20 protein-coding genes are annotated in these 24,428 nt (G+C 40.5%); 11 read left to right on the forward strand and 9 right to left on the reverse strand.

Annotation, left to right across the window (positions count from 1 at the left end; genetic code table 11):
* Positions 1–147 precede the first annotated feature (147 nt).
* Entirely contained in the window at positions 148–633 is a 486-nt protein-coding gene (locus AC1DO4_RS13590) for a DUF4126 family protein (protein WP_477416639.1), read from the forward strand.
* Here the strand turns inward: AC1DO4_RS13590 and AC1DO4_RS13595 are convergent.
* Positions 630–1,745: a mechanosensitive ion channel family protein gene (locus AC1DO4_RS13595; protein WP_477416642.1), complete on the reverse strand. Its 1,116-nt coding sequence runs from the start codon at positions 1,743–1,745 to the stop codon at positions 630–632. The two genes, AC1DO4_RS13590 and AC1DO4_RS13595, sit on opposite strands and share 4 nt — an antisense overlap.
* A gap of 167 nt (positions 1,746–1,912) precedes the next feature.
* Between AC1DO4_RS13595 and AC1DO4_RS13600 the strand changes: the two genes are divergently transcribed.
* Positions 1,913–2,533: a TetR/AcrR family transcriptional regulator gene (locus AC1DO4_RS13600; protein WP_477416644.1), complete on the forward strand. Its 621-nt coding sequence runs from the start codon at positions 1,913–1,915 to the stop codon at positions 2,531–2,533.
* Positions 2,534–2,755: 222 nt separating this feature from the next.
* Here AC1DO4_RS13600 and treZ read toward each other — a convergent pair whose 3' ends face one another.
* Complete coding sequence (gene treZ, locus AC1DO4_RS13605; protein ID WP_477416646.1) at positions 2,756–4,585, reverse strand: malto-oligosyltrehalose trehalohydrolase; 1,830 nt, start codon at positions 4,583–4,585, stop codon at positions 2,756–2,758.
* On the reverse strand, positions 4,563–6,710 hold the full coding sequence (glgX, locus tag AC1DO4_RS13610; RefSeq protein WP_477416648.1) for a glycogen debranching protein GlgX: 2,148 nt from the start codon (positions 6,708–6,710) through the stop codon (positions 4,563–4,565). Before glgX ends, treZ begins: the two co-directional genes overlap by 23 nt.
* A 212-nt stretch (positions 6,711–6,922) precedes the next feature.
* Here glgX and AC1DO4_RS13615 point away from each other — a divergent pair, with 212 nt between their 5' ends.
* Positions 6,923–7,288 (forward strand): response regulator, encoded by a 366-nt coding sequence (locus tag AC1DO4_RS13615; protein WP_477416650.1) that lies wholly within the window; start codon positions 6,923–6,925, stop codon positions 7,286–7,288.
* A 309-nt stretch (positions 7,289–7,597) separates the two neighbouring features.
* Here the strand turns inward: AC1DO4_RS13615 and AC1DO4_RS13620 are convergent, their stop codons facing one another.
* The gene (locus tag AC1DO4_RS13620) at positions 7,598–8,116 is read right to left on the reverse strand and encodes a hypothetical protein (protein WP_477416652.1); all 519 of its coding nucleotides are present in this window, start codon (positions 8,114–8,116) and stop codon (positions 7,598–7,600) included.
* A gap of 327 nt (positions 8,117–8,443) precedes the next feature.
* On the opposite strand from AC1DO4_RS13620, the gene AC1DO4_RS13625 reads away from it, so the two are divergent.
* Positions 8,444–8,755, forward strand: coding sequence for a hypothetical protein (locus tag AC1DO4_RS13625; protein ID WP_477416654.1), 312 nt, complete (start codon positions 8,444–8,446; stop codon positions 8,753–8,755).
* A 77-nt stretch (positions 8,756–8,832) separates the two neighbouring features.
* Here the strand turns inward: AC1DO4_RS13625 and AC1DO4_RS13630 are convergent, their stop codons facing one another.
* From AC1DO4_RS13630 to AC1DO4_RS13640, 3 genes are all read right to left on the reverse strand, one after another.
* The gene (locus AC1DO4_RS13630; RefSeq protein WP_477416656.1) at positions 8,833–9,585 is read right to left on the reverse strand and encodes an SDR family oxidoreductase; all 753 of its coding nucleotides are present in this window, start codon (positions 9,583–9,585) and stop codon (positions 8,833–8,835) included.
* A gap of 111 nt (positions 9,586–9,696) precedes the next feature.
* A complete protein-coding gene (locus tag AC1DO4_RS13635; RefSeq protein ID WP_477416658.1) occupies positions 9,697–10,437 on the reverse strand; it encodes an SDR family oxidoreductase in 741 nt (246 codons plus the stop codon).
* Between the two features lie 110 nt (positions 10,438–10,547).
* Positions 10,548–11,483 (reverse strand): helix-turn-helix domain-containing protein, encoded by a 936-nt coding sequence (locus AC1DO4_RS13640; RefSeq protein WP_477416660.1) that lies wholly within the window; start codon positions 11,481–11,483, stop codon positions 10,548–10,550.
* Positions 11,484–11,623: 140 nt separating this feature from the next.
* Between AC1DO4_RS13640 and cysQ the strand changes: the two genes are divergently transcribed.
* From cysQ to AC1DO4_RS13670, 6 genes are all read left to right on the forward strand, one after another.
* Complete coding sequence (gene cysQ, locus AC1DO4_RS13645; protein WP_477416662.1) at positions 11,624–12,406, forward strand: 3'(2'),5'-bisphosphate nucleotidase CysQ; 783 nt, start codon at positions 11,624–11,626, stop codon at positions 12,404–12,406.
* A 187-nt stretch (positions 12,407–12,593) separates the two neighbouring features.
* Positions 12,594–13,220, forward strand: coding sequence for an RNA polymerase sigma factor (locus AC1DO4_RS13650; protein WP_477416664.1), 627 nt, complete (start codon positions 12,594–12,596; stop codon positions 13,218–13,220).
* 73 nt (positions 13,221–13,293) lie between these two features.
* Positions 13,294–14,325: a FecR family protein gene (locus AC1DO4_RS13655; protein ID WP_477416666.1), complete on the forward strand. Its 1,032-nt coding sequence runs from the start codon at positions 13,294–13,296 to the stop codon at positions 14,323–14,325.
* Between the two features lie 18 nt (positions 14,326–14,343).
* Positions 14,344–17,793 carry a SusC/RagA family TonB-linked outer membrane protein gene (locus AC1DO4_RS13660; RefSeq protein ID WP_477416668.1) on the forward strand — a complete coding sequence of 1,150 codons (3,450 nt, stop codon included), beginning with the start codon at positions 14,344–14,346 and terminating at the stop codon, positions 17,791–17,793.
* An 18-nt stretch (positions 17,794–17,811) separates the two neighbouring features.
* Positions 17,812–19,344 carry a SusD/RagB family nutrient-binding outer membrane lipoprotein gene (locus AC1DO4_RS13665; protein WP_477416670.1) on the forward strand — a complete coding sequence of 511 codons (1,533 nt, stop codon included), beginning with the start codon at positions 17,812–17,814 and terminating at the stop codon, positions 19,342–19,344.
* A gap of 90 nt (positions 19,345–19,434) precedes the next feature.
* The gene (locus AC1DO4_RS13670) at positions 19,435–21,066 is read left to right on the forward strand and encodes an alpha-L-fucosidase (RefSeq protein ID WP_477416672.1); all 1,632 of its coding nucleotides are present in this window, start codon (positions 19,435–19,437) and stop codon (positions 21,064–21,066) included.
* Positions 21,067–21,229: 163 nt separating this feature from the next.
* Here the strand turns inward: AC1DO4_RS13670 and AC1DO4_RS13675 are convergent, their stop codons facing one another.
* Complete coding sequence (locus AC1DO4_RS13675) at positions 21,230–21,964, reverse strand: GntR family transcriptional regulator (RefSeq protein WP_477416674.1); 735 nt, start codon at positions 21,962–21,964, stop codon at positions 21,230–21,232.
* Positions 21,965–22,227: 263 nt separating this feature from the next.
* Between AC1DO4_RS13675 and AC1DO4_RS13680 the strand changes: the two genes are divergently transcribed.
* Complete coding sequence (locus tag AC1DO4_RS13680; protein ID WP_477416676.1) at positions 22,228–23,532, forward strand: glucosidase family protein; 1,305 nt, start codon at positions 22,228–22,230, stop codon at positions 23,530–23,532.
* Between the two features lie 126 nt (positions 23,533–23,658).
* Here the strand turns inward: AC1DO4_RS13680 and AC1DO4_RS13685 are convergent, their stop codons facing one another.
* The gene (locus tag AC1DO4_RS13685) at positions 23,659–24,282 is read right to left on the reverse strand and encodes a porin family protein (RefSeq protein WP_477416678.1); all 624 of its coding nucleotides are present in this window, start codon (positions 24,280–24,282) and stop codon (positions 23,659–23,661) included.
* Between the last annotated feature and the right edge of the window lie 146 nt (positions 24,283–24,428).

Genomic DNA, 24,428 nt, shown 5'->3' on the forward strand with positions numbered 1-24,428 from the left:
GGCTATTTTGTATATAAGACCGGCTATAATTTAAGTGTTGATGTTATAGACGATAATAATATAATTTTACTTATTGATTTATAGGTTTTAATTAGAACATAATGAGATGTGTATGGTTTTATACGTACAACAAATATCAAAATCAATATGGAACTCAAGATATCCCATCCCTTTTGGCAGGTTGTCGGTCTTGGAGCCTTAGCCGGCATGCGCTCAACATCGGCACCGCTTATCGCCAGCCATATATTAAGTCATCATCAGTTAAAAAAGCCAGATCACTCACCTTTACGCTTCATGCAATCTAAAAACGTGGCGCTTGCTTTGAAGATTTTAGCTATAGGCGAAATAATTGGCGATAAGCTACCCTCGGCACCAAACCGCATTAAGCCCACTTCACTTGGCTTCAGGCTGCTTTCGGGTGCGCTCGCCGGAGCATGTGTTTATAAGGCAACGGGTGATAAAGCTGTAATAGGGGCCTTAATTGGCGGGGTGGCGGCCTTTGCTTCCACATATGGTAGTTACTTTTTGCGTAAGGGCACAGTTAAAACCAATCACGTTATTGATCCAATTGTAGGCGCCATTGAAGATGCGCTTGTAATTGGCAGCGGAATTGAACTGTCTAAAGCAGCCTAATTACCAGTTTTGGGCAGTATATATTTTTCGAGGTTACTTACTTGTGTACGAATCCTGGGTAAACTATCCGGATAATTCTGCTGGATAAAGGTTACCAGGTTCTCCCTGATGTAGCAGCGCAGATCAAACGCTTCGGACGAATTGCGTGCACTCATCAGCACACGTACTTCAATAGTGTTTTCTTTAGTATCGGTTACCTGTACTACCTTGACTTTTTTATCCCAAAGTGGCGAAAGTTCGATTAAACGATCAAACTCTTTACGGATAGCTTCAAGCGGAATAGTGTAATCAACGTATAAAAATACTGTTCCCAATATCTCGGATGTGGATCTGGTCCAGTTTTGAAAAGGTTTTGTTATAAAATAGTTAATCGGGAGAATCAGCCTGCGTTTATCCCATATATTCAGTACCACGTAAGTTAAGGTTATCTCCTCTACACGTCCCCATTCGCCTTCCACCACCAAAACATCGTCAATCCGGATTGGTTGTGTAAACGCTATCTGGAAACCTGCAAGTAGATTTCCCAATGAGTTTTGTGCCGCGAAACCTACAATAATACCACCAATCCCCACACCCGTTAATAAGCCTGTACCAATTTTACGCATGCTTTCAAAACTAAGCAGGATGATAGCTATGGTTACAAATACAATAACCACCACCAAAAACTTACGGATAAACTGGATTTGCGTGCGCACTTTCCGCTCCACCAGGTTATCAGCTTTATTAAGATCGTAGGTGTGATAGATGTAGTCTTCCAGGATTCGGATAGCACGCACAAGGATGCCTGCAAAAGATATAGTAAGCAAAATTTCAATTGTTTTATCAAGCGGCGTAACGTAAACCTTGTCCATCCTCATAACAGGAATAAAAAGATTTAGCAAAAATAGTGGGATAAAGTAAGTTATGGCACTACCTAAATTGACTAACACCGATCTGAAGAATGAGTAGGATTCCTCTTTCTTAGCATAAAACTTAAACAGACTGGTAACTACATACTTTATGATAATCCCCACCAGGATAGCTATCAAAGCTATCAGGAGGTTCCATACTATAGATGGAATTTGCCGGCAAAATTCAAGCAGATCAGGGGGTAACCTGTTTTCAATATTCATGGTATTTGTATTAATCAACATTAGTTAAATACTACGAATGTAAAATTGTTTTGGTAAAGTGTAACGAAATGGGGGGTAATATACATATGTATAGATTTTTTGATAGATTTGTTTAAAAAGTCAGGAATTTAGTTTGCTGACAACAAATTATATAATTTATATAACAAATGGCTGCAGTGAATGACCATCAGGATATAAAAAGGGAAAGAATATTAGAAGCCTCATATGAGCGTTTTTTGCATTATGGTTATTCAAAAACCACGATGAATGAGATTGCCGGGGATCTTTCTATGTCAAAAGCTTTGCTATACTATTACTTCCCAGATAAAAGCCAGTTATACATAGCTGTAATGCGTAAACTGGCCAATGATTATTTAAAGCTGCTGGAGGATAAAATAGATTCTTTTAGTAATTTAAAGGAGGCCTTTGTTTTCCAGATCAATACCCATCATGATTTTATAGTGAGCAATTATAATTTTTTTGATTTTTTTAGGCTGAATGAGCAAAATTTGCCGGATACGATTTGGGAAATTGTTGAACAAGTGCATAAAGCAGAGCTTACCTTGTTGAATAATGCTATTAAGGTTGAAATTGAAAGAGGTACTATAAAACCCATTGAAAATTCAGAAGAAATTGTAGATCTCCTTTTGGATGCCATGCACGGCATCAGGGTAGGAGCTATCTCGCAAAAGAAAAAAAGCTTTCCACCCAAAGAACACCTCGAGGAGATTCGCACCAAAAAGCTATTGCTCACCGATATATTTATTAAAGGGTTAATGTATTGTTAATGCAATCGACTAACCATCTTGCCTGTGTCAGCATCCCGTAAAAATGCTCCTTTATAGGTAAAGTACCAGCAGATTATAAATACCTTTGTTTAAACATTTAATTAACAGACTCTTGTAAAAGTATCTGTATATTAATTGTTATAAACTTCCTATTTAATAAGAGGTGATTGTTTTAGAGTGATTTAGCCGGATGAAGATTTATTTTCATCCGGCTTTTTGTATTTAATATTGGGTGTATATCAGTATGGATTCTGGTGGTAACTGTGCAAGGTTCGTATTTATGATTTCTGCGGATGCTATGGTCCCGTTCCACTTAGGATCGGCGGAGCCAAGCAGTTTTTGCCACCGACATATGGGGCCCGGGATATTTACCTCCTGATCTTGTTTGGAGAAGTTTAACAGGCAAAGTATTTTTTGATCCCCGGTACATCTTTCCATGATCAGTGTTTGGGTTGCTTTGTTGAAGTTTATATTCATATTTTCGCGATCAGTATTTTTAATGGCCGGGTGGCATTTTCTCAGGCTGATCAAATTTTTGTAATACTGTAACATTACATTATGCAATCCTTTATCCAAAAGCCCCCAGTTGAGTTTGGAGTTTTTAAAAGTGGATAAGGCCTGGGGATCCGGAGCTTCGCCTTGAGTATGGAAGTCTGCAAAGTCTGTTTTACGTCCCTTTCGTACAGCTTTTATCAATTCTTCATTGGAATGGCTTACAAAAAACTGGAAGGGATTAGGCTCGCTCCATTCCTCGCCCATAAACAGCATCGGTAAAAACGGACTTGCCATTACTGCCCCCACCAGCAGCTTTTGTATTTCGAAACTAAACAATTGGCTTGATCGCTCTCCAAGCATGCGGTTGCCCACCTGATCGTGGTTTTGGGAAAACACAACAAATTGTTGCCCGTTGATGCCTTTGGTATCCGTGCCGAATGTTTTTTGCCGTTGACTGGAATATTGCCCGTTATATACGTATCCGTTTTGATAGGCGTTTGCCAGATCGGCAATGCCATTAAAATCGTTGTAATAGCCTTTACATTCTCCGCCCGCCGCTACACGCAGGGTATGGTGAAATTCATCCACCCATTGTGCATTAAAGCCATAGCCATCTTTTTGTACAGGAGTAATGTAACGGGTGTCATTCAGGTCGCACTCAGCTACCAGGTAATGAGTTTTTCCAGATTCATTCATCAGTTTGGCTACATGCTGATTAATCTCCCGTAAAATATGGTTCGGACTAAAGTCTCTGATGGCGTGTACAGCATCCATGCGTAAGGCATCTATATGAAAATCGCGGAACCACATTAGCACGTTCTCAATAAAATACCGCCTCACTTCGTCACAGCCAGCGCCATCAAAATTGATGGCGCTGCCCCAGGGAGTATGATATTTATTGGTGAAATATGGTCCAAACTCACCAAAATAATTACCCTCAGGCCCTAAGTGATTATAAACCACATCCAGGATAACGGCTAAACCTTTGCTATGGCAGGTGTTAACCAATAACTGCAAATCAGCAGGCCCTCCGTAGCTATTCTGCACAGCAAATGGAAAAACGCCGTCATAGCCCCAATTCCTTTCACCCGGGAACTGCGAAACGGGCATGATCTCAATGGCTGTAACGCCTAATTCAATTAAATGGTCAAGTTTTTCTTCAACGCCTTTAAATGTGCCTGTTTCGGTAAATGTGCCTGTATGTAACTCATAAATAATATAATCAGCAAGCGGGATGTTTTGCCATTTACTATCCGTCCAGTTAAAAGCTTTTAAATCAAACGCCGCTGATGCTCCATGCACACCCTTGGGTTGAAGTAGCGAAGCCGGATCGGGTAATTGTTTCCCATCTACTATAAACCAATATTCGTCACCGGGTTTAAGTTGATTGGTAGTTAGTGTCCTATAGCCGTATTCCTCCTTAATTAATGGCAATTCAAGCATATCCAGTTTTAGCAAAACCTCACCCGAATCTGGTGCCCATACTCTTACCTCTGCAAATTCCTGATTGTTAAAGTTAATACCTAATGTTCTGTTAGTTGTGTTTTGTTTCGCCATCGTGAATCAATTGGTGCTGAAGCAATACAACAGATCGTCCTTCAACCTGTATAATATCTTTTGCTTTAAATGTGCCTTTTACTTCTTCGTTTGGGTTTTTATGTGAATCGATGAGCAGTTCCCAATCCCTTGCGTATTCTTTTGCAGGTAACTTATAACTAAGTGGTGCATCGTGAGCGTTAAATATGATATAAAAGCTATCATCTACTACCTTATTGCCTTCAGCGTTTACGCTGTGTAATCCTAATCCGTTTAAAAAAACAGCAACAGATTTGGCAAAGTCGTGGTTCCAGTTGTCCTCACTCATTTCCGATCCATCGGGCAAAAACCAGGCTATATCAGCTACTCCGCTTTTTGTTTCAACCTCGCCATTAAACCAGTTCTTCCTTGAAAATGAGGCATGTTCTTTTCGTAATTTAATTAGCTTACTGGTAAATTTCATCAAATCTTTATCCATGGTTTCCCAGTTGATCCATGAAATTTCATTATCCTGGCAATAGGAATTATTATTGCCACTTTGGGTGCGACTCATTTCGTCACCGGCTATCAGCATTGGCACACCCTGAGACAGGAACAATGTTATTAAAAAATTACGCTTTTGTTTTTCACGCAGTTCATTGATATTCTCATCGTCTGTTGGCCCTTCAATACCGCAGTTCCATGAACGGTTATGATTTTCGCCATCATTATTATCCTCACCATTGGCTTCGTTATGTTTTTCATTATATGATACAAGATCATTCAGGGTAAAACCATCATGAGCAGTTACAAAGTTGATACTGGCCGATGGCCGGCGGTAGGATTTGTACAAATCAGAGCTGCCCGTTATCCGGTCGCCAAATTCGGCAAGGGAGCTTTCTGTACCGCTCCAGAAATCGCGGATACTATCCCTGTATTTGCCGTTCCATTCAGCCCAGCCCGACGGAAACTTGCCTACCTGGTATCCACCTTCGCCAACATCCCAGGGCTCAGCAATCAGCTTTGCCTGCGATATGCAAGGATCCTGGTGTATAATATCAAAAAAAGCACTCAGGCGATTCACCTCATGCAGCTCACGGGCCAGGGTAGCGGCAAGGTCAAAGCGGAAACCATCCACATGCATCTCCAGTATCCAGTAGCGCAGGCTATCCATCATCAGGCGCAGTACATTAGGTAAATTGGCATTTAGCGTGTTACCTGTACCTGTGTAATCCATGTAAAACCTTTTATCCTCGGTAAGGCGATAATAACTGGAATTGTCAATACCGCGAAAGGAGAGGGTAGGCCCCATCTGGCTGCCTTCGCCTGTATGATTGTAAACCACATCAAGAATCACTTCAATACCTGCCTTGTGTAAGTTTTTAACCATGGTTTTAAACTCAGTTACCTGCTCGCCGCGTACCCCGCTGGAAGAGTACCGCGAATCGGGAGCAAAGAAACCGATGGTATTATACCCCCAGTAATTAGTAAGCCCTTTTTCAACTAAATGCCTATCGTTTAAAAAATGATGTACAGGCATTAGTTCAATGGCGGTTATTCCCAGTTCTTTTAAATATTTAATAGTTACCGGGTGGCCAATGGCAGCGTACGTACCCCTGATCTCTTCAGGTATTTTGGGGTGCATTTTGGTGAAGCCTTTTACATGTGCTTCATAAATTATTGAATTATAATATTCAATATTGGGCAATGTGTCACCTTCCCAATCAAAATTATGATCGATAACTACAGATTTTGGTACAAAACCCGCATTGTCGGTTTCGCTAAAGCTCAGATCTTCATCCGGACTACCAATTTCGTAACCAAATAATGAATCGTCCCAATTGATAGTGCCCGAAATTGCTTTTGCATATGGATCCAGCAATAATTTGTTAGGATTAAAACGGTGGCCGTTTTGGGGATCAAATGAGCCGCTTACTTTGTAACCATATAGTTGGCCGGGTTTTAAATCAGCAACGTATACATGCCATATTAGTTCGGAGTATTCGGTGATCTTTATTTTTTCTGATTCAATTTCATCTTCAGGGGAATTAAACAGGCAAAGATCAACTGCGGTAGCGTTCTCTGAGTATAGCGTAAAGTTAACGCCCTCACCGTCCCATGTAGCGCCGAGCGGGAATGATTTACCGGGGTATGTTGTAATTTTCATATGTTATTATTAGGGGCATTTAAATTCCATATTACACCATCTTAAATTAAAATCAGGCGGATTTGTTTGCTGTATACAGCATTTTGTTTGACACACACTGATAATCATCATGTAAAACGTGAATTTAACTATTGCCTTTTGTTTAAATAAGTTAATTAATAATTGATAATTGAAATAATGCTGTGTAGATTTGTATATCAGTTAATAAACCTATGAGCAAAAAAATATTTGTTGTGGAAGACGATGCCGATTTGTCTGAAGCAATACAAATCATCCTAAGAGAAAACGGGTATATCACCGTTGCATCCCTTGATAAAAACTCCATCAAAGGTGTGATCCTTCAAATGCCAGATCTTGTTTTGGTTGACAATAGGCTAAAGGACGGCCTTGGTAGCGAACTATGCATAGCTATAAAGCAACATCCGTTGACAAGTCATATCCCGGTTATACTTATATCCGGCTATTCAAATCTCGCCGATATTGCGAAGGTCTGCGGTGCTGATGCCTGGTTAAGCAAACCTTTTGAATCAACAGAACTAACTAACCTCGTTGATCATTATTTACAACATGTGGCTTAATTTTTAAGAAATAGGTTATCGCATTTAATGCCTCTTTGAAACGGGATAGAGATTTAAATTTGTCTAATCAATTCTTACCATCATGAATGAAAAAAAGAAGCCTACCCGTTTAATAAATTAGCAAAACCTGCCCAACGCGCTTTAGTTAATGCGGGTATAACCCATCTTAAACAACTATCAAACTTCAAAGAAACTGAATTAATGCAGCTTCATGGCATAGGTAAAAATGCGCTGCAAATGCTTAAGCTTGCAATGGCCGATCAAAACATCACCTTTAAATAAACAAATTAACTTTATTGATGCATCAGCTCAAGGTGACGGTACTGCTGGTGTTTCTGTAGATTTTCTTTTCGACCTTATTTTTACAATTTGGTATAATACACCTGCAATGTAAAGTGTGACAAGGATCAGCAGGCCCATTTTCGCTACCGGATCATTTGGGCCGGCGGCGAGGGGATGACTGATAGGTAACCTTGTTAAGGTTTCGATAGTTGCAGGGATCATCGAAAAAAATAAGGTTGATGACATTACTATGGTTTGAATATATTCTGCACCCTTCCCAAAAAAGTGGATTGATTTGGCGTATACGCCCATAGGAAGCAACAGTAAAACAATAATTGCCAAACCATGCCCGGCACTCAAATGCCCGGTTTTCATGATTGGGAATGCTGTAAGGCATCCAATTGCGGTTAATATTATATACAACTTACCATTTCCGGTTGCTGGATCTATTTTGCCGTAACGAATTAAGGCATAAAGCGCAAAAAGCACAGCAAGTACACTAATGGCAGTATGGAAAATTCCGAGTGGTGAAAGATGATTTGGCATAGATGTGAATTTAAAGGTTGACAGGATCAGGATTAATCAGCAGTATTTAACTGATAGTTATAAAGTTACATAGAAGATAATATAAAAACAAACAACCGTTGTACTATAATTTTTACTAATTTAGTAATTACCAACCCGGTAAAGGCGGTCCACTATATAGCCCAAGAATTTACAGGCATAATTAAATTTTTTTTCCTATGATTGTAAAGTGAGTGGTTGAGGATCATGTTGTAATTTAAGTTCGTTTTAGTTAATAAATTTAATTGTTATATTGCTTTGTAAAAACATTTATTTTAAACACCTGTTATAAAAGCATATTTATTTACCATGAAAACTTTTAATGAATATGAATCTGTAATCTATACAGATGCCGACGGCAGTTTGATAGATACTTTTGTTGTATTTGATACAGATGTTGCAACCGGTTTAACGCATATTAATCATATGAATTTAAAAGTTCCCATAGAAGCCTTGCAACTTCACCCGGCTACTATTGCGAAATATAATTTACCTATGCAGGATGCTTTTAGCTTTGAGATTTTTAAGAAACTGAAGGAAAAACATAGAGAACCATCAATTCCACCGGTTAAACGTGCTTTAAAACCCCAACCCGGCTATAAGCTGGCAAATGCATCTTAAATAATCAGTTAAAAAATTAGTTAAAAAAAATCCGTTCATGATGAGTTGAACGGATTTTTTGTTGCAATTAACAATTATTAATTTGTAGCACCGCCATTTATTAACAGGTGCTGCCCATTAACGAATGATGACAGATCACTTGCAAAAAACTCGGCTGCGTTGGCAACATCTTCCACTTCGGCCAGCCTGCCCATAGGGCAACTGTCTAATAATTGTTTCCTTAATTCCGGATAGCTATCGGCTTCTGCAAAGATCCCTGAATGATCGACCGCGAAGGGTATGATGGAGTTTACAGTTATACCTTTATGACCTATCTCTTTTGATAGAATATCAACCAAATAGCGTGGAGTGGTTTTGCTGCCGCCGTATACAGCCATTCCGGGTACAGGGAATGAGGTGGTGCTGGATGCTATGTAAATGATCCTGCCATTATCTTCCACATTTTTTGCGGCCTGCTGCATGGTGAAGTAGGTGCCTTTGGTGTTGATAGAGAATACGCGGTCAAACTGTTCCTCGGTAAAATCAACCACCGGTGTTTCTACCAGCTCGATACCGGCATTTGCTACAACAATATCTATTTTACCAAATGCTTTTTTTGCTTCGGCAAATAACCTCTCAATGTCGGCAACCTTGCTTACATCGGCCTGCACGGTTATTACTCTTACACCCATAGCCAGGATATTACTTACTACTTCATCTGCAGATGCTTTATCGCGCGAATAATTGATCACAATATCGGCGCCTAATGCCGCATAACGCTCTGCTATTGCTTTACCTAATCCGCGTGCCGATCCTGTTATTAATGCTACTTTATTATTTAACGAGTTCATGATTATATTTTTTAATTGTGATTACACTGATTGTTTTTATGATTTCACCGATTGATTTTACTTGTTTTGCTCTTGGTTCTAAATTCTTGCCGCTTTTACTCCTCCAGGGACTTACGCCATTGCACCGTTTGCTCCAATGTTTTGTGCGCTGATCCATTTGGCATCGTCGCCTGCAAGGAATACTACAATCTTCGCGATATCTTCGGGCTCGCCGATACGGTTAAAAGCCGAAAGAGATGCAAGGCGGTCGATAACTTCCTGTGGTTTGCCTTTGGTGAACAGTTCGGTATTGGTAGGGCCGGGAGATATTGAGTTTACATTGATGCCCCTTGCGCCCACTTCTTTGCTAAATACGCGGGTTAATTGTTCAACTGCTGCCTTAGTAGCCACGTAAGTACCATAAGTTGGCATCATTACACGGGTTGTAGTAGATGAAAAGTTGATGATACTGCCATTATCGGCCAGTTTTGTCGCTGCTTCGCGCATGGTATTGAATGTGCCGCGTACGTTGATATCAAACTGGCGGGTAAAATCCTCATCGGTAGTGTCTTTAAGTAGTTTAGTGATCATGATGCCGGCGTTGTTTACCAAAACATCAATTTTACCATAGTAGGCTATGGCTGCATCAAACATGGCAGCTACTTCGGCTGATTTGCTTACATCGGCTTGTAAAGCGATGGCGTCGCCGCCGTTTTCTTTGATCAGGTTAACGGTTTGGTCGGCTGCTTCTTTACCACCTGCATAGTTGATGATTACTTTTGCTCCGGCTGCTGCAAGTTTGTTGGCTACAGCTGCTCCGATTCCTCTTGAGGCGCCGGTTACTAAAATTACTTTTTCTGATAGTGTGTTCATGATTTCCTTTGTTATTTTGTTTGTTTTTGTCTTGTTTGTTTTGACATAACAAAGGTGAGGTTTGGGCTACCCTCAAATGATACACATATTAAAGCATTACATATAAATATCTAAGATGTGGAACTTAAATGCTGTTTTCTGAACAGGGCGGGGGACAAATCTGTGTGCTTTTTAAAGTAATTGCTAAAGTGAGTCGACTCGGCAAAGCCTAAACGATAGGCAATTTCTTTTATAGATATGGCGGAGTTTTGTAATAGTGCCTTAGCTTCCGATATTGTTTTTTCGGCTATCCAGGTACCAATTGGCTTTCCTGTTTTTATCTTGATAACATTGCTCAAATAATTAGGGTGCAGGCTTTGGGCATCGGCATAATCCTGTACCCGGTACGCTTTTTCAACCAGGCCATTACTCAAGTCGCGATAATGTTTTTCAAGTGTACGTTTAAACTCTTTTACTATCTGCGAACTGCGGTTACCTTCATAAATCGGATTGTAGTCTTTCCAAAAATACTCCTTCACCTTTAATAACAATACAACAAACAGATTGCCGATGATGCGATTACGATAGGTACTTTGAGCCTGGTACTCCTTTGATATCTGCAGGTATAATTGCTCAAACTCGGCAAAAGCAGCCGGGGTCAAAACCCGTGGCTGTACAGTTTCGGCAAGCAGGAACGGGAACTCTTCAAAAATATTCGGGTGAACGTTCTCTTTCAGGAATGATTCGCTGAGCGTGATCAGGTATATTTCTTCTATCTTATACCAATTATATGATTTATAATGACCTGGATTTGTAAAATAGATAGTTCCCGGTACGGTATCAAATATTAGCTCATCGGTAGTATACTTTCCGTATCCGTCCTTTACAAAAACAAAGGAAAAAAAGTTTGGCCTGAAAACCGGCGACTGATAAGGCAATGTTGCATGGATATCTTTAAGGTTATGGATAGCAAAGTCGGTTTTATCATCAATACTATCGGCAGGCAAGCCAAAATGAATGTATTGCTCTTTGAGACTATTGAAGTTCAGTTTTTCTTCTTCTTTCATCGGTGAATCAGTATCTAAGGTAAAAATAAATCAACCCAATGCTATAACACATACCATAGTCAAATAAAAATCATGATTGTGTGTAAATACTGACAGCAATAGTTATTATTGAAAAAGGGTATTAGTAAAGATTTGTTTATATGATGTTAAATTTTGAAGGTTTGCCGGCTATTGATCTGGCTATATTATTGTCGCTTGCAAAAGAGGCAGGAAAAGGCATACTTACTATTTATAATGATGGTGATATAGCAGTAACGTTAAAGGATGACCAATCTCCATTAACCCTCGCCGACAGGATCTCGGATGAAATAATAATGAAGGGGCTTACAATTTTAAATCCCGCCATACCGGTAATATCCGAAGAAGGGAAGGATATACCTTACGAGGTAAGAAAGAATTGGGAATACTTTTGGTGCGTTGACCCTTTAGATGGCACAAAGGAATTTATAAAGCGTAATGGCGAGTTTACAGTTAACATTGCCCTGATTCATAAAAATACACCTGTATTAGGTATTATATACGTGCCTGGTACAGGCGAACTGTATTACGGAGGTGCAGGCATTGGCAGCTGGAAAGAATCTGTTACGGGTGAAACCCAGCAACTCCATGCCGATACAAATGCAAAGCAGTGGATTGCTGTGGGCAGCAGGTCGCATTCATCGGCAGAAGAAATCGCTTTTTTGAAACAATATCCTATTGTAGAAACCATAGCTGTAGGCAGTTCTATCAAATTTTGTTTAATTGCCGAAGGTAAAGCGCATATATATTATAGGCATGGCCCAACTATGGAGTGGGATACTGCGGCAGGCCAGGCTATTGCTACTTATAGCGGCGCTATGGTGAGCAACCCGGCTGGCGAACCATTTTTATACAATAAATCATCGCTGTTAAATGGTGGATTTTTGGTAAAGACTAAATGGTAGTTAATTGGTAGTTAAGCTTTTGCGCCTTTCGTAAATAATATTATTTTGAACGTAATAATTGCTTCTCTGTTTTTTTAATGTTCATTTTTAATGACCATAATTTAAAGTTTACGTAAAATGATTAATAATAATTTATTAAATTGTACTTAATTTCATTTTTTAAAAAGTAGGTAGAATTCATTCAATTATGTCTGAAAGTATTGTAAGTATTAATGATAATAACACTGCAATATGGCTTGCCTTTAAAAACGGCAGTTGGGACGCTTACACACAGCTTTACAACGATCATTTTAAAATCCTCAATAATTACGGCTATAAATTTACCAGGGATATAAATATTATTGAAGATGCAGTACATGACTTGTTTATTAAATTGTGGACAAACAGGACAACCCTGGGTAATCCGGTATCAGTAAAAAACTATCTATATAAATCACTACGCAGCGTTATTTTCCGCAAAATACAATCCCAATCGCGTTTTGTTGACCTGGAGGACGAAACCGGTTACAATTTTTCTTTCGAAATTTCATTTGATCACCAGCTCATCGCAAACGAGGAGGAAAGGGAATTACAGTTAAGAATAAAAGCGGTGGTGAAAACTTTACCGGCAAGGCAGCAGGAAATCATCTATCTGCGCTTTTATGAGGGTTTAGGTTATGAAGAAATTGCCGATATTATGGAAATTAACATTAACTCGACTTATAAATTGCTTTATAAAGCATTTAATAACCTGCAAGGGGTGTTAAAAACATCTAAATTGGTTATTTTTTTGAGTCTTTATTCTTGTTTGAGCATAAAAGTGTATACAAATTAAGTTTTTTTTCATCTCGAAGGGATAATTCCGGCATAACCATGTATATAAGGTTTAAATCAGAAACTTATATAGCATGGGGTTTGCAAAATACAGCACTTACACTTTACAGGATTTTTTAGACGACGATGATTTTCTTCGTTTTGTAATTAGCTCATCTATTAATGACATCAACTTTTGGCAATCATTTACAGCCTTGTATCCCGGCCAAAGGGAAATTGTTGATGAGGCTTCAAAAATTATCCTGGCCTATCGCCAACAAGATGTATTTACAAATGAAGCCAACCAGCAAAAAGTTTGGAACCGGATTGAAACCACTTTACAGGATAAAGGAGCGATAAAACAAAAAATATTCTATCTCAACAGGTTCCTGCGTATAGCTGCAATGGTTTTATTGGTTTCATCAGCAGCCTTCTGGATGATTAAATATAGTTCCAAAAATGAAGTAGTTACCGCTTTTGGCGAACTGCGCACGGTTACATTGCCAGACAACTCGGTTGTTATTCTTAATGGAAACTCAAAACTTACTTACGCCAATAACTGGGATAAACAATCAAGAGAAGTTTGGATCAGTGGCGAAGGCTTCTTTAATGTTAAGCATCTTAATAAAGATCCGCGTCATATCAAAACTACAGAACGGTTTATTGTGCATTGCAATGATGTGAACATTGAAGTGTTAGGCACATCCTTTAATGTACGTAACAGGCATAATAAAACCAATATTGGCCTGGTAAGCGGTAAAATAAGGTTAGAATATCTTGACAGTGTATTTAAGAATAACCGCTTACTAGTCATGAAACCTGGCGACTATGTGGAGTATGCACAAAAGCGCCTGGTTGCCCAAAAGAAGCTCGCTGTGCCCGAGAAGCTAACCGAGTGGACCAATCACCAATTATCATTCAATAATGCCACTCTTGCACAAATCAGAGAGATTATGACTGATGACTATGGTTACCATATTGATTTTTCAAATCCCGACCTGGCCGGGTTAAAGATAGAAGGGGAGATTAGCGTATCAAACGTTGAGGAGTTGCTGGAAACCATATCAACTACGCTGTCAGTAAAGATCACTCGTTCAGACAAAAATATAACTATCACTAAAAATTAACCCCTAAACAAATAATTTATGCAAAAACTTGACCTATCAACTTTTTTAAAATGTTGCTGTTTCTTGTTGGTATTGCTCGGCCAGTCGGTTTACGGCTATGCCCAGCTGGCGCTTACCAGCAATAACAGGTTCCATTCAAAAGCTCCGAATTACCAGGTACAGCAGGCTATTGAAAGCAAGGTACTGTTAAAAGACGCGCTTGAAAACCTCAAAAAGCAATTTAATGTTCAAATTGCTTACCAGGAAGGGCTACTGGATAATAAATTTATACCGGCAAGCTTATTTAACAATGCCAGGTTGTTTAACCTTGATGAAAACCTGAAACAATTATTATCGGTTTTTCAGCTCGAATACCGTAAAATTAACGGCAACCAGATCTCTATTTTTTCTATAAAAGATGGAAGCAGCACCAATGTTGCTGTTGTTGCAGCTGTTTTAACGGGTAATGTGCTTGATGAAAAAGATAACCAGCCGGTTATAGGTGCCTCCGTTTATTTAAAGGCTGATCCCAGAATTGGTACATCAACAGACGCATCGGGTAATTTTAAGCTTATTGTACCAGATAAATATAGTGGCAAGCCGGTTACGCTGGTGGTGGCTTACGTCGGCTACAATAAAGAAGAACTTACTGTTACCGATTTCAGTTCACCAGTTCAGATAAAGCTGAAACAAAATAACAGTACGCTTAACGAGGTGGTGGTTACGGCCCTCGGTATCAGCAAGCAAAAGAAATCGCTTGGTTATTCGGTAACCGAAGTTAAAGGAACCGAATTTACCCAGGCCCGGGAAAATAACGTTGCTAACGCATTAACCGGTAAAGTTGCGGGTGTTAACGCTGCCGGATTATCTACCGGCCCTGGTGGTTCAAGCCGGATAGTTATACGAGGTAATGGTGGCCTTGCCGGCGATAATCAGCCGTTATACGTAGTAAATGGTATGCCAATTGACAATAGTGTACCAGGTGGCGCTCCAACTGTTAACGGTATTACCAATAACGTCGACCGTGGCGATGGTATCGCAGCGTTGAATCCTGACGATATCGAGTCTATCAGCGTGTTAAAGGGCGGTACCGCGGCAGCTTTATATGGTTCACGGGCAGCCAATGGTGTAATCCTTATCACTACTAAAAAGGGACGGGTTCAAAAAGGAGTAGGAGTTGAGTTTAATTCAACCGCAACTTACGACAATGTCGCAGTTTTTCCAGATTATCAATATGAATACGGCCAGGGAGACGGTGGCGTAAAACCAACAACACTGGCAACCGCTCAGGGGACCGGCAGGCGTTCATGGGGGGCAAAAATTGACGGGTCGACAGATTATATGGCTGTTGACGGCAAAATACATCCTTATACGGCACAAAAAGATAACCTTAAAAACTTTTATCAAACCGGGAGCACCTATACCAATAGCCTGGCGTTTTTAGGCGGTAACGAGGCTATAACTTATCGCTTTTCGGCTGCCGACCTGAATAGTAAAGGTATTTTGCCAGGTACAACTTATGATCGTAAAACCTTTAACCTGGCTTTAACCAGCAAGTTAAACAGCAAAATCTCTATTGAAGCATTAGCTCAATATAATATCGAAACCGGCCATAACCGCACAGGTGCCGGCGACGCACTGGGCAACCCTAACTGGACCCCGCTTGAGGTTGCCAATACCGTTGACGTACGCTGGCTTAAACCTGGGTATGATGCTAATGGTAATGAGCAGGTTTGGAATGATGCCGCCATCGCTTCAAACGGTTACTTCGTGATCAATAAATTTAAAGAAGATGATGTTAAAGACCGTTTTATAGGCCAGGGTTCGGTGTCGTACACACCGATATCAAACCTGATTTTCAAAGCCACCTTAAGCCGCGACTTTTTTAACTACAATTATTCAAATATATTGCCGACTGGCACATTGTACATCCCCAATGGGCAATACCAGTCTATAAAGTCGGATGTATCTGAAACCAACGAACTGGTGACGGTATCATACAAAACAAAAATTGTAAGTGATTTTAATGGCGCGGTATTAGGTGGTGTAAATAGCCGTAAAAACATTACAAATCAGCAGACAGTAAACGGTTCGCAGTTTGTTATTCCTTATTTTTACAGCTCAACCAACCTTGCTACAACGTCAACTACTCCTTATTACGCCAAAATAGTAACCAACTCGGTGTTTGGCTCCGCCGATTTTGATTACAAAAGTCTGTTATTCTTATCGTTTACCGGTCGAAAAGATTGGTTTTCGACATTGAGCCCTAAAAACAACAGCATCTTTTATCCAAGCGTAGGTGGTAGCTTTATATTGTCAGATGCTGTTAAGCTACCGCAATTTTTTACCCTTGCCAAGTTAAGGGCTTCATGGGCGCAGGTAGGCGGCGGTGCTCCTGATCCATATGTAATTAATCTTACCTATAGCAATGTTCCCAGTGCGGGGCAACCGCTGCAAAATGTTACCAGTAATAACATTACCAACAACGCGCTTAAGCCTTACACCTCTACAACTACAGAGGCAGGTCTTGAATTACAGATGCTGCAAAACCGCTTAGGATTGGATATTACCGTGTATGATCGTAAAACTACAAACGATATTGTAAATACGGCCATTTCATCAACTTCGGGTTATAATAATGTAATCCTTAACGTTGGCGAAGTACGCAATAAAGGTATCGAGGTGTTGTTGAACGGTTCGCCAATAAAATCAAAAGACTTTAGCTGGAACGCGAGCTATAACGTAGCATATAATGATAATAAAGTAGTAAAACTCGCCCCTGGCCTGTCGACCATACAACTGGCGACATCAGTAAATGGTTATGCCGTATTAAATAACACAGAAGGGATGTCATTTGGTACCCTATATGGCACACATATGGTGAAAAATAGCAGCGGACAAGTGGTATTCAATGCAACTACCGGCCTGCCGGTTCAATCGGCATATGAACCGCTTGGCAAAAGTGTCGCCCCGCTTACCATGGGTTTAACCAACGAATTCAGGTACAAGCGTTTTGCGTTCAGCTTCCTGCTCGATGGCAAGTTTGGCAACAAGGTGTTTTCTTTAATGGAAGTGTATGCTACCCGTTTAGGTTTAATGAAATCAACGCTGCCTGGTCGTGAAAATGGGTTAGTGCTAAATGGTGTAGACCAAACAGGTGCTGCTTATACACGCACAGTACCGGTAAGTGGCTTACGTACATATTATGATAACTATAAAATTTATTCAGATCTGTTTACACACGATGGCAGCTTTGTAAAGCTTCGCCAGGTTATATTGTCTTATAATTTGCCTGCGCTTGACCTTAAAAAGGTTCATATTCAGTCGGCAAGCATTTCGCTGGTGTCACGTAACTTGTGGACGCTTTACAAAAAGACAGACAATTTTGACCCCGAGGAGAGCTTTACCAACAGTAATACACAAGGTTTCGAATCAATCGGCTTACCCCGTACCCGTTCACTTGGTGTAAACCTTTCAGTTAAATTCTAATATTTAAAGTTGAACACGATGAAAAGACATATAACAAAATATACATATTGTTTGCTGCTAACGCTTGGCATTATTATCATACAATCATGTACTAAAAATTTCGATACACTCAACATTAACCCTAACGCTTCACCAAAAGCAGTTCCGCAGTACATGTTTACTAAGGCTGAATATGATGGCACCGCCCGCATGCTCGATCTGTTATTGGGTACTATGCAATATACTACCAGCTTTAACGATGTGGCCGGTTTTGGGTCAAAGTATGTATTGAGCCAAAGCCAGCAATCGGCAGCGGCATTCAGCGGTGCTTACCCCAACGAGATCAATGAACTGATTGAAGTAATTAAGGCTGCGGGAACTGATGCATCGCAGGTTAATCTTGTTGCCGAGGCCCGTATCTGGAAGGTGTACTGCTTTAGCAGACTTACCGATCTGTATGGCGATATTCCGTATTCACAGGCGGCACAAGGATATAATGGAGCCTTATATAAACCGGCTTATGATGCCCAAAAGGATATTTATGCAGATATGCTTAAAGAGCTTGACCAGGCGGCTGCAAGTCTTGATGCAAGCAAGGCTACATTTGGCGTTGCAGACTTAATCTACACTGGTAATACCAATAAATGGAAAAAATTTGCTTACTCCCTAATGTTAAGATGTGCTATGCGCATGACTAAGGTAGATATTGCATCTGCGCAAAGCTGGGCTGCAAAGGCCATTGCCGGTGGTATTATTTTAAATGATGCCGATATTGCCCTAATACCTTATGTAGGATCGGGCCAGGATATTAATAAAAACCCACTTGCAAACGACCTCTGGAATAATGATTATATAGCACAAAATGGCACTACAAATACAGAAGGTGGTAAGTACCAGGATGTGTTTATCAATTATCTTAAAACTAATAAAGACCCTCGTTTGGGTGTTGTATCTATTGTGTACAATGGGGGTGTAGCTGATACAACCGCTGCTAAACAAAAAGGGATGTCGGCATCATTAAACACAAAACCTGCCGATTTTGTAACCTACTCGGAGCCTAATCCTAAAACCATATTATTGTTAAACTCTCCGCGCCTGGTATTTACAGCAACCGAAAGCTATTTCCTGTTAGCCGAGGCAGCCTCAAGAGGGTGGTATAGTGGCGCTACAGCTTCATCATTATATGAAAGCGGTATAGCTGCTTCTATGCGTCAATGGGCAATAATTGGAGGCAGTGCCGGTACTATAACTGATGCACAGATCAATACATACATTAGCTACCACAAATTTAATTCTGCCGGTACACTTGATCAAAAAATGGCACAGATCTATACCGAGTTTTGGCTTGGCGTATTCCCAGACGCGCAGGAAGTATTTGCCAGTTACAGGCGCACAGGTTACCCGGCATTGGTGCCTAATAACTATGTTGGTAATGCAACCGGTGGTAAAATATTCAGGAGGATGTTGTACCCGATATCGGAACAAAATCTCAACTCGGCATCTTACGCGGCTGCGATAGCCCGGCAGGGTGCGGATGACTTCCTTACCAGGATCTGGTGGGATAAACAATAAAGCTTATTTTGTGATTTGATTAATAAGTTGGTTTCAGTTGGTTTCAGGGAGGGTTGTATACCCTTCCTGATTTTTTGATTATTTTTAAAGATGTATAAAAAATACTTTTTTTTTCTGCTGCTTATACTATCTATCCAAATCGCTTCGGCACAAAACGACCTGGTGAAAGATGACAATGCCAGTAACAATAACCTGAATAAACCCGAACGCGAACTTTGGCTTAAAAATACAGGGCTGGGTTTGTTTATCCATTTTAGTATGGATGGGCAGTTAGGTATGGTTATCAGCCATTCGCTGGTAGGAGCAAGCAACGATTATGTGAACAGGTATTTTAATGATCTTCCCAAAACTTTTGATCCCTCAAAATTCGACCCGCACCAGATAGCTGTTTTAGCAAAACTGGCCGGCATGAAATACATTGTGTTTACCACCAAACACCATTCTGGTTTTTGTATGTGGGATACCAAAACAACGGATTTTAATATTACTCATACCCCTTATAAAAAAGACCTGTTAAAAGAGTTTGTAGATGCTACACGCGAAGCAGGGCTGCAGGTTGGCTTTTATTTTTCACCGGAGGATTTTAATTTCCTGCGGGATCATCAGATCCCTATCAGCAGAACCGATGTGAAAATGGATGCGGCCACCCGCAAGGCATATGATGACTATACCCGGCAACAATGCGTGGAGCTAATGACCAAATATGGTAAAATAGATGTGCTTTTTATTGATGGCGACCCTAAAGAGATAGTAAAACAAACCTGCTGGAAATTACAGCCCGACCTGCTCATCACCCGTGGAGCTATCAAAACACCTGAGCAGATTATGCCCGGCGCTATGATCAATGAGCCCTGGTTATCCTGCATCACTATGGGTACTGCCTGGGGTTATCAGCCCACCAATGAACGCTATAAATCGGGCAATCAGTTGATAGGTTTATTGGTTGAAGCCCGTGCTAAAGGCGGCTCATTATTACTGAACGTTGGCCCCAAACCCAATGGTGAATTGCCGATAGAACAGGAAGAGCGCCTGCGCGAAATGTCGGCATGGTATTTTGTAAATCATGAGTGCATTGATGACGTACGCAGCTGGGTGGTGAGTAAGGAGGGAGGTACCTGGTTTACATCAAAAAACTGGCATACGCTTTATGCCGTTGTTACTGATGCGCAGGATTGGAAGGAGGGTACCCGCAAAACATTCCTGATCCGTTCTGCTGTCAGCACGGTCAATACTCAAATAAGTGTTTTAGGGCAAAACAGCCAGGTGATTGAGTATAAAAACGACGATGTTAGTTGCCGATACCGGCAAACAACAAAGGGTTTGGAAGTATCGGTAGTGAAGGCCCAGCGTATTTATGATGATCATCGCTGGCCCAACCCGGTGGTTATTAAGTTGGATAATGTTGCTCCCGCATTTAAAGAAGCGATTATAGTTGAAACCGGGAGTATCACTTTGGTTAAAGGTGGGGTTGTTTTAAAGGGCAGGGTATTAAACTACTACAAAGACCTATCTATTAAGAAAGCCCGCTTTGATTACCGCCCATACAAAGGGCAGGTTGAAACGCTTTATGCCGGTAAATGGACAACCGGTACCTGGGTAACTATTAAACCCGATGGTTCTTTTGAGCAAACTCTACCCTTGAAAGAAAACTATGAATATAAAGCCGTAGTTGAGCAAGCCAATGTGGAAATAGAAGGGGAGAGCAAGCTGCTGAAACAGTAATAAAAAATAAAAGCTACGAACGGGTCTGGCTTTTAGGTATTTATACTCCGATTGTTTTTCAATAATACATGGCCGCTTCAAGATAAAAAAAGTCCTATTGATCTAAATAGACGTCTTTTATTAATGCCCGGTCCAAAATTCACATGAGATTTTACAGATATAATTAACTGTTGCGCCTGCTTTCAACGGTATAAATAAAGCTTTCGGCTTTATAATAGCCCAGGTTGTATTCCATTGGCCGGTCTCCCTGGTCAAAAACAAAACGTTTTCTGAAAAGTACCGGGCTACCTGGATCAATCTCCAGCTTGCCGGCAATAAGTTTGTCAGCTGCTTTTGCACTAATCTCTTCTTTCGACAAGTTGGCCACTACCGAGTGGTCAAGTTCAAGCATTTCGTATAATGGCTTTTTAAAGTCCTCGTCGCCGGTTAGACCTATCCTTGGATGAAAATAAGACACAAAATAAACAAATGCTTCTTCGGCATTGCCTCTGAGCCGCTCAAGTTTCATGATCTTCTTCTCTGTTTTTATATCAAAAAAATTGGCTATGAACTCATCCGGATATACCCAGCTAACGTGTAGCTCGTAATTTTTAACCGGAATGCCACGCGCCTGCATTTCCTGTGTGAAACTTAGCCAATTCATTGATTTTGAGCTCATTTTTGGGGGAGCAACCTTTGTTCCCAATCTTTTTTTCCTGATCAGCAACTCTTCATAAACCAATTTATTAATGGCCTGGCGAAGGGTGGTCCTTGAAATAGCCAGGATTTTCGCCAGATCCACTTCGTTTGGTAATAGTTTTCCAGACTTGTATTCGGGGTCTTTGATAAGTTCCCTTAATAGATTCTCGGCCTGTATATGAAGTGGGATGGCGCTTTTATGGTCAATGGCAAGTTTCATATCTCGGTATTTCTTTAAATTTTACAAGCAATATGTATTGCAAATTAAATGATTAATGGACGAACATAATAATGGTTATATCTATATATATCGATAATTATCAAATAATTATTGAGCTTGTTCTTTGCAATGCATTCTAACTTAAAGTTAGGGTGATTTTTGGTAAAATATGTCGTAGGAATTTGGAATATATTTTATGTTTGTACATATAAACAAGTGTTGATTCCTGGCAAATTTTATTGATGCCTTTAATTCATTCCTGCATGAAACTACTTTTGCCCGTTTTTATTTTTTTGTCTTTTTTTATCAAATCAAATGCTCAAGTACCCCGCAAATCAGAATTAGCGAAAGCTATCCTTTCTGACAATAGATTGGATACCATCCAGGCCAGGGCTTTAAAATTACTTTCAGGTTTTTCTGCAGGCACATCTTATAATGAAGTATGGATCCGTGATTTTAATACCTTTATTAAAGGGTCACTTGTAGTGCACCCTAAAGGAGAAGTGAAAACCAATCTCCTGATGTTTTTTAAAATGCAGGGCGGTGACGGCAATATAGTTGATGGCGTAGTGGATAGCGCGAAAGCACATGTAGATTATAAATACCGGTATTCGCCGTTGCTGCGCGGATGGGCGGCTCATAAAAATACTGTTGAAACCGACCAGGAATCGTCTTTGGTTCAGGCGGTAAAAATATATATTGACGTAACGGGCGACAGGAACATTCTTAACGAAGTTATTGGTCGTAAAACAGTACTTCAGCGTATGGAAGATGCCTTTAGTTATATACAAAAGGACAGGTGGTCGGTTAAATATGGCCTTGTAACGGGTGCTACCACGATAGACTGGGGGGACGTGCAAACAGAAACCGGGTGGGGTGTTGCCATTAACGATAAAACCAAATGGGCAATTGATATTTATGATAATGCCATGTATGTAAAGGCTATTCACGATTTCCTGGCCATGAAACCTAAAAATTACAAAACGCAAAAGGATTGGGCCTCGGTAGCATCAGGTATCACCAAAAACGTACGTAAATACCTGTGGGATACAACAGCTCAAAAGTATATACCACACATCTACCTAAATGGCAGCCCCTTTTCGCCTGATTTTAACGAAAAAGAGCTATTGTACACAGGTGGTTCTGTATGTGCCATTTTAGCCGGCTTTAATACACCTGCCGAGGTTAAAGAAATAAACAGGCAAATGGTTGCTTGTGCTGCTAAAGAAAAGTATGCCACTGTTGGCATCACGGTTTATCCACCATACCCGGCCAAACAGTACCCCAACATGCAGCCGTATAATTACCAAAATGGGGGCGACTGGACCTGGTTTGGCGCACGTATGATAGGCGTTTTGATTGATTACGGCTATGTTGAGGATGCTTACACAGAATTGTTGCCAATGATTGACAGGGCACTGGCTAACAAGGGTTTTTTTGAATGGTATAATGTGCAAACCGGTGCCCCAAAAGGATCGGGTGATTTCAGGGGTGAGGCCGGTGTTTTGTATGATGCCATCACTGTTTTAAAGCAGTGGGCTATTAAAAATAATAGCCTGGTAAAGTAAGCGTCTATTAAAAAATACGTAGCAACTCAGTCAAATAAATTTCTGAAAACAATACTTACAAAAAATCCCGGCGCAATTTGCAACCGGGATCATAGTCATCGGGGGGTAATGACCTTAATTATTGATCTAAAAAACGTAAAATATACTTGCTTGTATGCTATTATTCTTAAAATCGCCCAGGATAGCGGAAGGAGTTTCAGACACCTTTTGGATGCCGTAATAGTATCTTGCGTCTATGCCTAAACCCATTTTAGATTGGTAACCAAGTCCGCCGACAGCGCCAAAATCGACTTTTTTAGCAAATTTGGTGTCAGTTACGCCTCCAATGTCTTCCTTTACTTTAAAACCTGCCTGCGGACCAGCTGCAACATAAAAGCCAGAATTAGTGCGGTATTTAAACAGGATTGGAACAGAGGCATAAGAAAGTTTGATATCCTGGGTACCCAGGATGCCGGCTTTTACTTTAGCACCTTGCAATGAATAAAGGAATTCTTCCTGTACCATAAAATTGTCGGTAAATTTGTAGGCTACGGTAAGGCCGGCGTTAAAGCCAGGTAGTGGATCCGTTGAAAAATTGGCATTGGTAAAATTACTGTAGTTACCACCCGCTTTGATTCCGAATTCAAGACGGCTCCCGATCTTTTTAAGGAATCCCTTCTCTTCGGGAGCCGGTGTTGGTTGAGTTGGAGTTGTTTGACTGAAGGCCTTCGCGGATGTAAGGATAAGTACAGCTAAGATTAACTTTTTCATAAATTTCTTTTTTATCAGTGATTTTTTTGTTTGCAGCCCGGGGCTGATCGTGTTATTTGATTCAAAGATGCGGTGCCGTTGCTTACCTTAACAGAGAAAGATAACCGAAGCGGGCAAAGTTGCGCCGGAAGCGGAATACAGGCGGT

The organism is Mucilaginibacter sp. P5_A6 (assembly GCF_056400585.1).